At 72.0% G+C, this 13,260-nt stretch carries 11 protein-coding genes; 7 read left to right on the top strand and 4 right to left on the bottom strand.

What is annotated here, in order from left to right; all coding sequences use genetic code 11:
• The first annotated feature begins 44 nt into the window (after nt 1-44).
• Nucleotides 45-1,454: a carboxylesterase/lipase family protein gene (locus tag ACWGO0_RS04525; RefSeq protein WP_453527838.1), complete on the top strand. Its 1,410-nt coding sequence runs from the start codon at nt 45-47 to the stop codon at nt 1,452-1,454.
• A gap of 23 nt (nt 1,455-1,477) precedes the next feature.
• Here ACWGO0_RS04525 and ACWGO0_RS04520 read toward each other — a convergent pair whose 3' ends face one another.
• The 3 genes from ACWGO0_RS04520 to ACWGO0_RS04510 form a co-directional block, all read right to left on the bottom strand.
• Entirely contained in the window at nt 1,478-2,593 is a 1,116-nt protein-coding gene (locus tag ACWGO0_RS04520) for a PucR family transcriptional regulator (protein ID WP_453527836.1), read from the bottom strand.
• A 110-nt stretch (nt 2,594-2,703) separates the two neighbouring features.
• Nucleotides 2,704-3,066 carry a hypothetical protein gene (locus ACWGO0_RS04515; RefSeq protein ID WP_453527833.1) on the bottom strand — a complete coding sequence of 121 codons (363 nt, stop codon included), beginning with the start codon at nt 3,064-3,066 and terminating at the stop codon, nt 2,704-2,706.
• 122 nt (nt 3,067-3,188) lie between these two features.
• Nucleotides 3,189-3,734: a MarR family winged helix-turn-helix transcriptional regulator gene (locus ACWGO0_RS04510; protein WP_453528121.1), complete on the bottom strand. Its 546-nt coding sequence runs from the start codon at nt 3,732-3,734 to the stop codon at nt 3,189-3,191.
• A gap of 194 nt (nt 3,735-3,928) precedes the next feature.
• On the opposite strand from ACWGO0_RS04510, the gene ACWGO0_RS04505 reads away from it, so the two are divergent.
• From ACWGO0_RS04505 to ACWGO0_RS04485, 5 genes are read left to right on the top strand one after another with little or no spacing between them, the layout of a single operon-like run.
• Complete coding sequence (locus tag ACWGO0_RS04505) at nt 3,929-5,086, top strand: acyl-CoA dehydrogenase family protein (protein ID WP_453527831.1); 1,158 nt, start codon at nt 3,929-3,931, stop codon at nt 5,084-5,086.
• A complete protein-coding gene (locus tag ACWGO0_RS04500) occupies nt 5,086-6,744 on the top strand; it encodes a thiamine pyrophosphate-dependent enzyme (RefSeq protein WP_453527828.1) in 1,659 nt (552 codons plus the stop codon). The genes ACWGO0_RS04505 and ACWGO0_RS04500 overlap by 1 nt, the downstream gene beginning before the upstream one ends.
• Nucleotides 6,741-7,922, top strand: a complete 1,182-nt coding sequence (locus tag ACWGO0_RS04495) for a Glu/Leu/Phe/Val dehydrogenase dimerization domain-containing protein (protein WP_453527825.1) — start codon at nt 6,741-6,743, stop codon at nt 7,920-7,922. Before ACWGO0_RS04500 ends, ACWGO0_RS04495 begins: the two co-directional genes overlap by 4 nt.
• Entirely contained in the window at nt 7,919-10,015 is a 2,097-nt protein-coding gene (locus ACWGO0_RS04490; RefSeq protein ID WP_453527822.1) for an acetate--CoA ligase family protein, read from the top strand. Before ACWGO0_RS04495 ends, ACWGO0_RS04490 begins: the two co-directional genes overlap by 4 nt.
• Nucleotides 10,012-10,809 carry a glucose 1-dehydrogenase gene (locus ACWGO0_RS04485; protein WP_453527819.1) on the top strand — a complete coding sequence of 266 codons (798 nt, stop codon included), beginning with the start codon at nt 10,012-10,014 and terminating at the stop codon, nt 10,807-10,809. The genes ACWGO0_RS04490 and ACWGO0_RS04485 overlap by 4 nt, the downstream gene beginning before the upstream one ends.
• Nucleotides 10,810-10,869: 60 nt before the next feature.
• On the opposite strand, the gene ACWGO0_RS04480 is transcribed toward ACWGO0_RS04485, so the two are convergent.
• A complete protein-coding gene (locus ACWGO0_RS04480) occupies nt 10,870-12,429 on the bottom strand; it encodes an APC family permease (protein WP_453527816.1) in 1,560 nt (519 codons plus the stop codon).
• 134 nt (nt 12,430-12,563) lie between these two features.
• Here ACWGO0_RS04480 and ACWGO0_RS04475 point away from each other — a divergent pair, with 134 nt between their 5' ends.
• A complete protein-coding gene (locus tag ACWGO0_RS04475) occupies nt 12,564-13,184 on the top strand; it encodes a TetR/AcrR family transcriptional regulator (protein WP_453527813.1) in 621 nt (206 codons plus the stop codon).
• Nucleotides 13,185-13,260 lie beyond the last annotated feature (76 nt).

Below are 13,260 nucleotides of genomic sequence, written 5' to 3'. Positions count from 1 at the left end.
CGCCCAGGGGCGGTTCGCCGACCGCTCATCGCGAAAGGACCGAGATGGACATCATGGCGACCACCTGCCGGGGGAGGATCCGGGGACGGGTCGAGGACGGGGTCGCGGCCTTCCTCGGAATCCCCTACGCCGCCCCGCCGTTCGGCGCCCACCGCTTTCGCGCTCCCGCTCCCGTCGAACCCTGGGAGGGTGTACGCGACGCGGTGGAGCACGGGCCGACCGCCCCCCAAAGGCCCTACCGGCCGCCGCTCGACCAGTTGATTCCCGAGCGCGACATCCCCGGGGACGGCTGCCTCAACCTCAACGTCTGGACTCCGGCAGCCGTCGGCGATCCGCTTCCGGTGATGGTCTGGATCCACGGCGGCTCGCTCCGTAACGGCTCGGCGAGCCTGCCGCTCTACGACGGCCGCGCCTTCGCCCGTGACGGCGTGGTCCTCGTCTCGGTCAACTACCGGCTCGGAGTCGAAGGGTTCGGGGTCTTCCCCGACGCACCCGACAACCGCGGTCTGCTGGACCAGATCGCGGCCCTCACCTGGGTGCGGGAGAACATCGCGGCCTTCGGCGGAGACCCGGGGAACGTCACCGTGTGCGGAGAGTCGGCCGGAGCGATCAGTGTCGCGGCCCTGATGAGCAGCCCCCGGGCGGCCCGACTCTTCCACCGGGCGATCCTGCAGAGCGGGCCGCCGCACACGGTGCCGCGCGCCGAGGGCGCGAAGATCGTGCGCTCGATGGCGAAGGCCCTGCGGGTGCCGGCCACGGCGGAAGCCTTCGCGGCTGTGGACCGCGAACGGCTGCTGGACGCGCAGGCCACGGTGGTCGGCAAGGCCGACCCGATCAGCGGCGGCCCCGGCTTCCACATCGTGGTCGACGACGACGTGGTCCTCGCCGACCCCCCGCTCCCCGAGGCCGACCTGCTGCTCGGGTGCAACCGGGAGGAGTACCGCCTGTGGTTCGTACCGACCGGGGCGGTGGACCGCATCAGCGCCCTCACACTGCGTCTGGCCCTGCTGAAGTTCCGCATACCGGGGAAGGTGGCCCGCCTCTACCGCTCCACCCGGCCGGGAGCCCGACCCGGAGTGATCCTCGGCGAGATGGCCACCGACCTGCTGCTGCGGGCACCCCTCAACCGGCTCGCGGACTCCAGGCCCTCCCGGACGTACGTCTACGAGTTCGCCTGGCGCTCGCCCGTGATGGACCTCGGCGCCTGCCATGCGCTGGAGATCGGCTTCGTCTTCGACAACCTCCGCCACGGTGAGTCGCTGACCGGGCCCGGCGCTCCGCAGCCGCTGGCCGACAGCATGCACCGGGCCTGGGTGGCCTTCGCCGCCTCGGGAGACCCCGGCTGGTCCGCCTGGGGATCGCACCTGCCGGTCATGGTCTTCGACCACCCCGGCACGGGCGTGACACTCGCGCCCCGGGAGGAGGAAATGCGCATGTGGCTCCAGCGGCCCTAGGGGCCTGCCGTCTGAATCAGGCCCTAGGGGACCAGATCCCGCGCGACCAGTGCCGCCTGGAGCAGCCGCGCCTCCGCCGGGACCGCGAGGTCCAGGCCGGTCAGGGTGCTCACCCGGTGCAGCCGGTAGTCCAGCGTGTTGCGGTGGACGCACAACTCCATCGCGGTCTGACGGCGGTTGTGCCCCCGCTCGACGAACACGCGCAGTGTCTCCAGCAGGTACGGATGCCGGTCCAGGGGATCGAGCTTCCCCGCCAGCCGCGTCAGCGCCTCACCGGGACGGGCGAGCTGGTACTCGAGCAGCACGTCGTCGAGGCGGTACAGGCCGGGCGGGCGGCCCAGTCGCCGGACGAGTTCCAGTACGCGCCCGGCCTCCTCCGCCGCTGCCGGGACGGCCGCCGGTTCGCCGGCCGGAGCGGCGGCGGCGAACACCGGCTGCGCCGTCTCCCGGGCGAGCCCGGCCAGCAGACCGGGCAGATCGGAGCCGGCCGGCAGCAGCGCGATACCGGCGACGTGGTCCATCAGCACGGGGATGCCCACGTGGGCGTCGAGCGACGACTGCACCAGCCTGGCCGGCGGATTCGACTCGAAGGCCAGCACCACGACTTCGTGCTCGCCTGACACCGTGACCCGCGCCGCCTCCGCCAGGTCCTCGTACGGCCGGCCTGCCAGGAGAGCGGTCAGCAGAGCCCGCCGTACCCGCTTGTCCTCGCTGTGGAGGTCCTCCTGGACGTTCAGGTGGGCGAGCACCACGGCGGGCATGGCCGCGTGCAGGCAGGCGAGCAGTTTCGTACCCGCCCCGGCCAGTTCCCCGGGCTCCGCCGTTTCGGTCAGGACCTGCCACCAGGCCTCGGCGCCGATGAGATAGGCCGCGGTCACGGCCTCCAGGGGGACGCGCTCCTCGGCCCGGCGTGCGGACCACTCGATGATCCGGGTCAGATCGCCCGGCCCCATCGCGCCACCGTCCCGCAGCGCACGGAGCAGCAGGCCGTGCACGGCCGTGATCGAGCGCGCCACCTCGCCTTCGAGCGTCCGGCGCGGCAGTTCCCCGTAGAACGGCACCTCCGCCGCGCAACGGGCGACCACGGCCGCGGTGAGGTCGCTGCCCCGGGAGGCCATCCGGGAATGTAGGTCGGGCATCGGCGAATCGTCACACCGCCCGACCCTGCCGTCAATCATCGCCCGGCGGCGGAGCGGCCGGGCGGCTCGTCCAGGAACGGACAGGCCCCCCGACCGCCCTCGTGTGTGCGTCAGTTCAGCGGCGCGGGGGGCTGCGGGCCGTAGAACGTGAGCGGCGGCCAGCCCTTCGACTCCGCGATCGCGGACAGCGCCTCGGCGACCTCCAGAGGAGTGATCTCGTACGCCGACGGGTAGCCGTTGGGCCAGTCCACCCGCACGCTGAACGTCATCTCCATCATGAGATCGTCACCCGTGCTGGCGCTGGCCTCGAACTTGCTGCCCGGCGAGAACTCCGCCGCGGTCGACTGCGCCGCCTCCGCGCCCTCGGCCGCGTCCGTACCTTCGGCCGCGGCCGTTCCGGCGGTCGCGAACACAGCGCCCGCCGCTGCCGTCCCCGAATACCCCAGCAGTGACCGTCTGGAAATGTTCGACATGGGTCCCCTCCTCCTGTCGTTCCCCCGCGTCACGAGGGAGCCGGGAATGATCATAAGAACGACTCCTCGGCGGACGGGTGGCTTCCGGTGATGAGGGGCGAAGAAGGGGTGACACCGGGCCTCTACTGCGTGGTGGAGCCCGGCTCCTCGTCGGAGTCGATGATCGACTCCTCGAGCTTGCGCAGCAGTCGCGCGAGCTGGCGGCGCTCGGAAGGCGACAGCCCGCCGAGCATCCGGCGCTCGTTGTCGAGGTGCTCCGCGAACACGGTGTCCACCGTGGCGAGGCCCTTCTCCGTAAGGCGCGAGTAGACGACTCTGCGGTCCTCGGCGTCCCGTTCGCGCACGATGAGGCCGTCCTTCTCCAGACGGTCGATCCGCAGCGTCACACCGGCCGAGGAGACCAGTCCGGAGTCGGCGAGCTGCCCGGCCGTCAGCCGGTACGGATCTCCCGAACGCCGCAGCGCGGTCAGTACGTCGAAGCCCGCCACGGACAGACCGTGGCGATCGATCGATGTGGTGAGCCGGGTGCTGTAGCGCAGGAAGGAGCGGTGCAGCCGTGCGAGGACCTCCAGGGGGCTGGTGTCCAGCTCCGGCCGTTCGCGCGCCCAGTCCTCGATCACGCTCGCGACGGCGTCCCGGTCCACCGGCCTCGATGCAGCCATGCCCATCCCCTCGTACTCCATCCGTCAGATTCTCACGGCACTGAGAATCTTACCGCTGAGGGGATGGAGCACAGCTGGGGGACGGGCCGCGCAGTTCTCGAAGGCATTGGACGAACGCGTTGACAGCGCCGCTCGCGGCTCCCGATACTGACTGTTGGTTCAGTCAGTACCAGCCGTTGCCGACCGCATCTGGAGGCACCATGTCCGACCTGCCCACCGAGCTGATTCCCTTCACCCCCGAGCAGCGCGGCATCGTCGAGCTCACCCGGGCCTTCGCCCGCGACGAGATCCGCCCGCGGGCGCGTGCCGTGGACGAGGCCGATGTCGAGACGCCCTGGGACCTGTGGCACAAGGCCGCGAAGGTCGGCATCACCGGCTTCATGCTTCCCGAGGAGTACGGGGGCGGTGGCTTCACCGATGTCTTCACCCAGTGCCTGGTGCAGGAGGAGCTCTGCGTCGGTGACCTCGGCATCGGCAATCTGCTCTGCTCCAACGGCTTCTTCGCCGACCCGCTGCTCGCCCTCGGCACCGAGGACCAGAAGCGGACCTGGCTCACCCCGCTGACCGGCCCCGACACCCCGATGACCGCCCTGGCCACCACGGAACCCGGCGCGGGCTCCGACGCCGCGTCCATCGTGACGACGGCGACCCGCACCGACGGGGGATACCTGCTCAACGGCCAGAAGGCGTGGATCTCCAACGCGGGGGAGGCCGGGCAGTACGTCGTGTTCGCCAAGACGGACCCGGCGCAGCGCTCCCGGGGCGTGACCGCCTTCCTCCTCCGCAAGGGCACTCCCGGGGTGACCTTCGGCGAGCCCATGCGGAAGATGGGGCAGCGTGCCATCGTCTGCCGGGAGATGTTTCTGACCGACGCCTTCGTGCCCGAGGAGAACCGGCTCGGCGAGGAGGGGCAGGGCTTTCAGGGGCTCATGGGGACCTTCGACATCTCGCGTGTCGTACTGGGTGCGGCGGCGACAGGCGTGGCGAGGGCCGCGTACGAGTACGCCCGTGACTACGCCCGTACCCGCGAACAGTTCGGGAAGCCGATCATCGAGCACCAGGCGGTGGCCTTCCGGCTGGCCGACATGCGGACCCGTATCGAACAGGCCCGGCTGATGACCTGGCGCGCGGCCAAGCGCCTCGACGCGGGCCTGACCGCGACGACCGAGGCGGCCATGGCCAAGCTGTCGGCCTCGGAGACGGCCGCGTACTGCACATGGGCGGCGGTGCAGACGCTCGGAGGCTGGGGGTACTCGCGTGAGTACCCGGTGGAGCAGTGGATGCGGGACGCCAAGCTGGAGGAGATCGAGGAAGGCACGTCGGACATCATGCGGCTCGTGATTTCGAGGGGCCTGTGATGACCCCGACGTCGCTCACCGGTGGTGAGGCGGTCGCGCGCGCGCTCGCCGCGCACGGTGTCGCCCATGCCTTCGGTATCCCGGGCACGCACAACCTCGAGATCTACCGGCATCTCCAGCCGTACGGCATCAAGCATGTGACGCCTCGTCACGAACAGGGCGCGGGGTACGCGGCCGACGCGTACGCCCGGGTGAGCGGCCGGCCCGGTGTCGCGATCACCACCACCGGCCCCGCTCTGCTCAACATCGCGGCGGCGGTTGGCCAGGCATACTCCGACAGCGTGCCGCTGCTCGTCGTCTCGCCCGGCATGCCGTTGCGCCACCCCCGCCAGTCCACCGGCCTCCTCCACGAGATGCGCAGCCAGACGGAGGCGATGCGCGGTGTCGCGGCCTTCAGCCACCGGGTGGGGTCGGTCGACGAGATCGGCGCGGCGGTGGCGCGGGCCTTCACCCTCTTCCGCGCCCAGCGGCCACGGCCCGTACACATCGAGGTGCCGCTCGACCTCCTGGAGGCGGTGGAGCCGGTGGGCGCGGTACGACTCGCGCCGCCCGCCGGACCCCCGGTCCCGGATCAGGCGCTGGTGGGGGAGGCGGTCGAAGTCCTGCGCGGGGCCCGCCGCCCGGTGCTGGTCCTGGGCGGAGGGTCACGGGCAGCGGATGCCGCCTGTCTGGCGCTCGCCGAGGAGCTGGGGGCGCCGGTGGTGAGTACCGCCAACGGCAAGGGCGTCGTGGACGAACGCCATCCGCTGTCACTGGGCGTGTCCCTGCACAGCCCTGCCGTGCAGAAGTGGCTGGCGGACCGCGACGTGATCCTTGCCGTCGGCACGGAGCTCGCCGAATCCGACGTCTGGGGACCGCTGCCGGCCCTGACGGGCACCCTGATCCGCGTCGATGTGGACCCCGCCCAGATGTACGGGGGGCTCCCGGCGGACCTTGCCCTGGTGGGCGGCGCGCGGGCCGTGCTGGACGCGCTCCTCGCCGCGTACCGGGAGGGAGGACCGCGACAGGAAGCCGAACCGGGACACGAAGCTGAACCGGGGCACGAAGCCGAACCGAGCAAGACGGCCGCACCCGCCGACGTGACGGCGCTGCGCGCCGCGCGTGACGACGAGACCCGCACCCGGGACGCGCGCTGGCTGCCGTACCTGCGGGCGATGCGCCGCGTGCTCGCCGAGGACGCCGTCATCACCTCCGACAGCGCCCAGTGCTGCTACTACGGGGCACTGCCCCATCTGCCCCTGGGCCCCCGTGGCCGCTATCTGCACCCCACCGGATTCGGCACCCTCGGCTACGCCCTGCCCGCCGCGATCGGCGCGAAGACCGCCTGCCCAACGCGGCAGGTCGTCGCGCTGAGCGGCGACGGCGGTCTGCAGTTCTCCGTGCAGGAGCTCGCCACCGCCGCGCAGCTCCGCCTCCCGCTCCCCGTCGTGGTGTTCGACAACGGCGGCTACGGCGAGATCCGGGAGGAGATGGCGGCCCGCGGGGACATCCCCACGGCCGTCGGCCTGCCGCCCGTCGACCTGTCCGCGCTCGCCCGTGCCTACGGCGGGCACGGCACGACGGTCCGTACGCCGGAGGAGCTCGCCGACGCCCTGGCCGACGCACTGAACACCACCGGACCCACCATCATCACCGTGCCCGAGGAGACCTCCCGATGACGACCGACCCTCTGATCTCCCTCACCTGGACGGATCATGTCACCGGCCGCCAGGGCCATCTGGTGATCGACCGGCTGGTACGCGGCGTGTCCAGCGGCGGCCTGCGGATGCGCGCGGGCTGCACCCTCGCCGAGGTCGCCGGACTGGCCCGGGGCATGACGATGAAGGAGGCCCTGCACTACAACCCCGAGGGCCGGTACATACCGCTCGGCGGGGCCAAGGGCGGCATCGACTGCGACCCGCACGACCCCGAGGCGTACGGGGTGCTGGTGCGCTACCTGCGGGCGATGCGCCCGCACATCGAGTGCTTCTGGACCACAGGAGAGGACCTCGGCCTCACCCAGGACCTCGTCGACAGGGCGGCGGCCGAAGCCGGTCTGGTCTCCTCGATCCAGGCCGTCTACCCGCTGCTCGACGACGAGGCCGCCGCCCGGCGCCGGCTCGCCGACGCCTTCGCCGTGGAGGTGGACGGCATCGGTCTCGACGAGCTGGCGGGCGGCTGCGGGGTCGCCGAGTCGGTGCTGACGGCGCTGGACCGTGCCGGAGTCCCCTACGAGGGCACGCGGATCAGCGTCCAGGGCTTCGGCACCATGGGCGGGGCGACCGCCCGCTTCCTGTCGCGGGCCGGGCTGAAGGTGGTCGCCGTGGCAGACGTCAAGGGGACGATCGCCAACCCGGAGGGCCTGGACGTGGAGGCGCTGCTCGCCGCGCGCGACACGTACGGAACGGTGGACCGCGCCGCCCTGCGCGCGGGCGACACCGAACTGCCCGGGGACGCCTGGCTGTCCGCGGACGCGGAGGTACTGGTCCCGGCCGCCGTCTCGTACGCCATCGACACGGCCGGCCAGGCCCGTGTCACGGCCCGCTGGATCGTCGAGGCGGCCAACATGCCGGTACTGCCGGCGGCCGAGGAACTGCTGACGGCGCGCGGGATCACCGTACTGCCGGACGTGGTCGTCAACTCCGCTACCAACGCCTGGTGGTGGTGGACGCTCTTCGGCGACGTCGAAGCGGACGCGGACGAGGCGTTCGCGCACATCCGGCGCTCCATGCGCGCCCTGGTCGAGCAGGTACTGACGCGGGCCGAGCTCGACGGGACCACCCCGCGCGCCGCGGCGCACGGCGTCGTCGCCGACCGTCTGCCGGTGATCGCCGAACGCTTCGGCTGGTACGCATGAGCCTGGACGCCCTCTTCGACCCGCGCTCCGTCGCTGTCGTCGGTGCCTCCGCCAACCCGGCCAAATGGGGCTACTGGCTGGCCTCCGGCGCCCTCGCCGGACGTTCCCGGCGCACCGTCCACCTCGTCAACCAGCGGGGCGGCGGCCTCGACGGCATACCCTTCCTGCCTGACCTCGGCTCCCTGTCCACCGTTCCCGAACAGGTCGTCGTGGCGGTGCCGCCGTGGCACGTACGGCCGGTCGTCGTCGAGGGACTCGCGGCGGGCGCGCGGTGCTTCACCGTGATCACATCCGGCGGGGCCGACCCGGAGGAGGAACGGGAACTCGCCGCCCTCGTCACCGCGCACGGCGGGCGCCTGCTCGGCCCCAACTGCATGGGCGTCGTCGACACGACCACTGAACTCAGGCTCAGCTGGGGCGACTTCCCGGCAGGCTCGGTGGGACTCGTGTCGCAGAGCGGCAACCTCGCACTCGAGATCGGCAGACTTCTCGCACGGGCCGGTCAGGGCTTCTCCCGCTTCGTCTCGCTCGGCAACCAGCGCGACATCGACGCGGCCGACGCGCTCGACGCGCTGATCGCCCACGACGCGACACGCGTGGTCGCCGCCTACGTGGAGGACTTCCGGGACGGGCGGCGCCTGGCCCGCACCCTGACCGCCGCGCACGAGGCGGGCAAACCTGTGCTGCTGCTGACGCTCGGCCGCAGTGAGGCGTCCGGCCGTGCGGCGGCCTCGCACACGGGCGCGCTGGTGAGCGCCAGGGCCGTGGTGGAGGCGGTCTGCCGCGACGCGGGGGCGCTGCTGCTGGATTCGGCGGGCGAACTGGTCGACATGGCCGTGCTCCTGACGGCCGCGAGCCACCACCCGGGGCACACGGCGACGGGGGCCGTGGCGCCGGCCGTCGTACACCCCGCGGAGCCCGGATCCCCGCGAGCCCTGCGTGTCGCCGTCGTCGGCGACAGCGGGGGCCAGGGCGCGCTGGCCGCCGACGCGCTGGCCGCCCGCGGGCTCGACGTCCCCGTCCTCGGCGAGGCCACCCGGGCCGCCGTCGCCGGACACCTCCCCGGCCGGGCCGGATGCGGAAACCCTGTCGACCTCGCGGGCGCGGGCGAGTCCGACCTGCGCAACTACGCCCGCATCACCCGGGCGCTGCTCGACGGCGGCGACACCGATGCCACCCTGCTCACCGGCTACTTCGGTGACTACGCCGCCGCGAACCCCGGCCAGGCCCGCCAGGAATGCGAGGTCGCCCGGGAAATGGCGGAGGCCGCACGGGACTCCGGACGGCTGCTCGTGGTCCACACCATGGCCCGCGACACCCCGGCCCTCACAGTGCTCCGCGAACAAGCCGTACCGGTCTACGAGCGCATCGAGCAGGCCGCGACCGCCCTGGCACACGCGGCGCGGTCGGCCCGGACGGTACCGATGGAGCCCCCGACGCTACCGGCCCCTGCACCTCGCCCCGTCCCTGACGGGGGTTACGAGACCGTCCGCACCCTCCTCGCCTCCCACGGACTCGCCTTCCCCGCCGCCGAGTTCGTCACCACGGCCGACGAGGCGGTCACTGCTGCCCGCCGCACCGGATACCCGCTCGCTCTCAAGGCGATGGGCCTGGCCCACAAGACCGAGGCGGGCGGGGTGGCCCTGGGCATCGCCGACGAGTCCGCGCTGCGCACCGCCTTCGCCCGGATGCGTCACTCCACCGGCGCCACCCGCTACGCGGTGGAGGAGATGGCCGTCCATCCGCACTCCGTCGAACTCATCGCCGGGGTACGGCGGGACCCGGCGTTCGGGCCCGTCGCCATGGTCGGCCTCGGCGGGGTCACCGCCGAGCTGCTCGCCGACACGGCGCTCACCCTCGCCCCCCTTACCCGGCGGCGTGCCCGCGACCTGCTGCTCGCGCTCCGGCACGCACCGCTGCTCACCGGCTGGCGGGGCGCCCCCGCCGTCGATCTGGACGCCGCCGCCGACGCGCTGTGCGCACTGGCGCGGGCGGCGGTCGAACACCCCGAGCTCGCCGAGCTCGAAGTCAATCCTCTGCTCGTCCACCCGGGCGGCGCGGTCGCCCTCGATGCCCATGGAGTGCTGACATGACCTCGGAATTTGGCCGCTTCGCGGACCGTACGTACATCGTGACGGGAGGCGGCAGCGGCATCGGCCGCGCGATCGCGCTCGCACTGAGCGGGGAGGGCGCGCGGGTCGCCGTGGCGGGCCGTACCCCGGAACGGCTGGAGGAGACCGTCGCCCTGATCGAGAAGGCCGGCGGCGAGGCGCTCGCGGTTCCGACGGACGTGCGGGACCCGGACGCCGTCGACGCGCTGGTGACGGCTGCGGCGGAGCGGTTCGGCCGACTGGACGGTCTCGTCAACAACGCGGCCGGTAACTTCGTCGTGCCGGGCATCGACCTGTCCCCGGGCGGCTGGCGGGCCGTGGTGGACATCGTCCTCAACGGGTCGTACTACTGCACCCGGGCCGTCGCCCGCAGACTGCGCGAGCAGGGCACGGGCGGCTCGGTCCTGTCGGTGATCGCCTCCTACGCGTGGCACGGCCACCCGGGGACCGTCCACTCGGCCGCCGCCAAGGCCGGGGTGCTGGCCATGACCCGGACACTCGCGGTGGAACTCGCCCCGCTGGGCATCCGGTTGAACTGCATCGCCCCCGGTCCGACGGAGACGGAGGGGGCGGGCGCGGCCCTGTGGGCCACGCCGGAGGCGCGTGAGGAGGTCCTCGCCACGGTCCCGGCGGGCCGGTTCGCCGACCCGGCGGAGATCGCGGACGCTTCGCTGTTCCTGCTGGGCGACCGGGCGTCGTACCTGACGGGCGAGTGCCTGACGGTGGACGGCGGCCAGTGGCTGGGCAAGCAGGTGTACGGGCGTACGAGCGTCTAGGGCCTGTCCGGCGGCACACCAAGGGGGCGGCCCGAGGGCCGCCCCCTTGACCGCGTGCCCTCAGCGCTTGGTGCGGCGGGTCTTCGCGCCCAGGGCGTAGAAGGCCAGGCCGATCCCCGCGATGATCAGCAGGGGTACGACCTGGCTCAGCGTGTACGCGAGGCGCTGGCCCGCGAAAGCCTCCGGCAGTGAGTCGGCGGCGGAGCCCTCCGTACCGAACCAGCCCACCCCGAAGCCCGGCCAGATCAGCACGACCACGGTGAAGGCGACCAGGCCGGTCGAGAGGGCGGTGACCGTCCACACGCCGAGGCGTCCGCCCGGCACGGCGTACGGGCGCGGGGTGTCCGGGTACTTCCGGCGCAGCACCACCAGGCTGGGGAAGGTGATGACGTACGAGATGAAGGTGGTCGAGATCGTCAGGCCGAGGCCCGCGGCGAAGTACTTCTCGCCGTCGCCCCCGGAGAGGTTCAGGGCGACCACGAACAGGAGGGACGCCAGGACCGCGGAGAGCAGGTTCACCCGCACCGGCGTGCCGTACTTCTCCGAGATCGTGCCGAGCCAGGCAGGACCGGCGCCGTCCGCGCAGGCGACGGCCTGGGCGCGGTGCGCACCCATCGCCCAGGTGACACCGGAGGTCAGCAGGCCGATGATGAGGCCCGCTGCGGCGATGCCGCCGGACACCGCGCCGGCGCCGGTGAGGGTGACCGTGCCGTCGGCGGCGATGGAGCCTCCGTAGACCGTGAAGACGGACTTGCAGGCGTCGATGAAGCCACCGAGGCTGCCGATCCTGTCACTGGGCAGGACGAAGAGGATGCCGAGGATCGGGCCGCCGTAGAGCAGCAGTGCGGCGAAGCCGGAGCGCAGGATGGAGAGCGGTATGTCGCGGCGCGGGTTGCGCATCTCCTCGGCGGCGGAGCTGGGCAGCTCGAATCCGACGTAGTTGAAGATCAGGACGGGGACGAGAGCGACGAAGCCGACGTAGGTCGGCGTGAACTCGCCTGCGGGCAGGGCGTGCACACCGTTCTGGAAGGCGAAGACGACGACCGAGACGAGGAAGAAGCCGAGCAGCGCGATGCGCGCGACGGCTCCGGCGATCGGCACCCACTTGCCGACCCGGACGGACTGGACGACGGCAAGGGCGCCCGCCCAGATGAAGACCAGTCCGGCGGCGTACTTCCACAGACCGGGCAGCGGGGTGAAGAACTCCTCCCAGGTGGTGAGCGCGAGGATGCACAGACTCCCGCCCACCCAGACCGGGTTGGAGATCCAGTACAGGACCTGGTTGAGGCCCGCGGTGAGCCGGCCGAAGGCGAGCCGCGTCCAGACGTACGGGCCGCCCTGGACGGGGAAGGCGGATCCGAGCTCGGCGACGAGGAGGCCGTAGGGGAGGAAGAACAGGACCGCGAGGATGGCCATCCAGGTCAGTCCCTGCGGACCTTGCGCAGCGACGGAACCGATGGTGTCGAGGCCGACGAGGGTGCAGATGAGGAACAGCAGGACGTCGAAGCGGCGCAGCTCCTTGCGGAGCCTGCCGCGCTGTTCGCTCCAGCCCTCGGAGAGGTCGGGGGTTTCGGAGGAGGGCTCTTCGGCCCTGCTCGTGGTGGAAGGTGCTTGGGTCACAGGGGGACTCCTACGGCGGCACGGGGGAGGGTTCTCGTACAGGCGCGGCACAGCTGTTGACTGAACAGCCAGTCAGTAGCATGCACTGTGAGTCCGGCCACACCGGGCTGTCAAGAGCTGTGTAGGGTAAAGCCGTGGCCAGAATCCGGTTGAGCGCGGAAGAGCGGCGCGAGGAGATCCTGCGCGTCGCCGTCGAGCAGATCGAGGCCCGCGGTGTGTCCCACGTGCGTATCGCGGACGTGGCCTCGGTGCTCGGAGTCAGCAGTTCGCTGGTGCTTTACCACTTCTCCACCAAGGAGTTGCTCGTCGCCGAGGCGTTTGCCCACGCCGCGCAGGGAGACCTCGCCCACCTGCGCAAACTGCTGAGCAAACCCCGCGCCGACGCGACGACCCGGCTGCGCTCGGCGGTGCGCTGGTACGCGCCGACCGGACAGTCCAAGGGCTGGCTTCTGTGGATCGAGGGCTGGGCGGCCTCGTTGCGCGAACCCGCGCTGAGGAAGGTCACCCATGACCTCGACCAGCAGTGGAAAGCGGCGATCGCCGAGGTCGTCGCGGAGGGCGCGGCGGCAGGGGAGTTCGAGTGCGACCACCCCGCGGACGCCGCATGGCGCCTGACCGCGCTGCTGGACGGACTGGCCGTCCAGATGACCTCCTACAAGGCGTCTCTCAGCCGGGCCGCGATGCTGGAATGGGTGGACGACGCGCTCGTCCGTGAACTGGGCATCGCACGCGAGGACCTGACGACCGGTCGGTGACTTCGGTGGGCCCCGCTGACTTCGGTGGCCCCGTTTCATTCGACCCATCGCAACCATTGACGGGTCCGTCAGTGTT

The sequence above is a fragment of the Streptomyces sp. NPDC055749 genome (assembly GCF_053617235.1).
This window is presented reverse-complemented; position numbering and strand designations above follow the sequence as displayed.

Coding starts and splice junctions, on each gene's coding strand:
- ACWGO0_RS04525 (WP_453527838.1), top strand. CDS start 45: ATGGACATCATGGCGACCACCTGCCGGGGGAGGATCCGGGGACGGGTC.
- ACWGO0_RS04510 (WP_453528121.1), bottom strand. CDS start 3,734: ATGGGCATGGCTGCATCGAGGCCGGTGGACCGGGACGCCGTCGCGAGC.
- ACWGO0_RS04490 (WP_453527822.1), top strand. CDS start 7,919: ATGAGCCTGGACGCCCTCTTCGACCCGCGCTCCGTCGCTGTCGTCGGT.
- ACWGO0_RS04515 (WP_453527833.1), bottom strand. CDS start 3,066: ATGTCGAACATTTCCAGACGGTCACTGCTGGGGTATTCGGGGACGGCA.
- ACWGO0_RS04500 (WP_453527828.1), top strand. CDS start 5,086: ATGACCCCGACGTCGCTCACCGGTGGTGAGGCGGTCGCGCGCGCGCTC.
- ACWGO0_RS04520 (WP_453527836.1), bottom strand. CDS start 2,593: ATGCCCGACCTACATTCCCGGATGGCCTCCCGGGGCAGCGACCTCACC.
- ACWGO0_RS04505 (WP_453527831.1), top strand. CDS start 3,929: ATGTCCGACCTGCCCACCGAGCTGATTCCCTTCACCCCCGAGCAGCGC.
- ACWGO0_RS04485 (WP_453527819.1), top strand. CDS start 10,012: ATGACCTCGGAATTTGGCCGCTTCGCGGACCGTACGTACATCGTGACG.
- ACWGO0_RS04495 (WP_453527825.1), top strand. CDS start 6,741: ATGACGACCGACCCTCTGATCTCCCTCACCTGGACGGATCATGTCACC.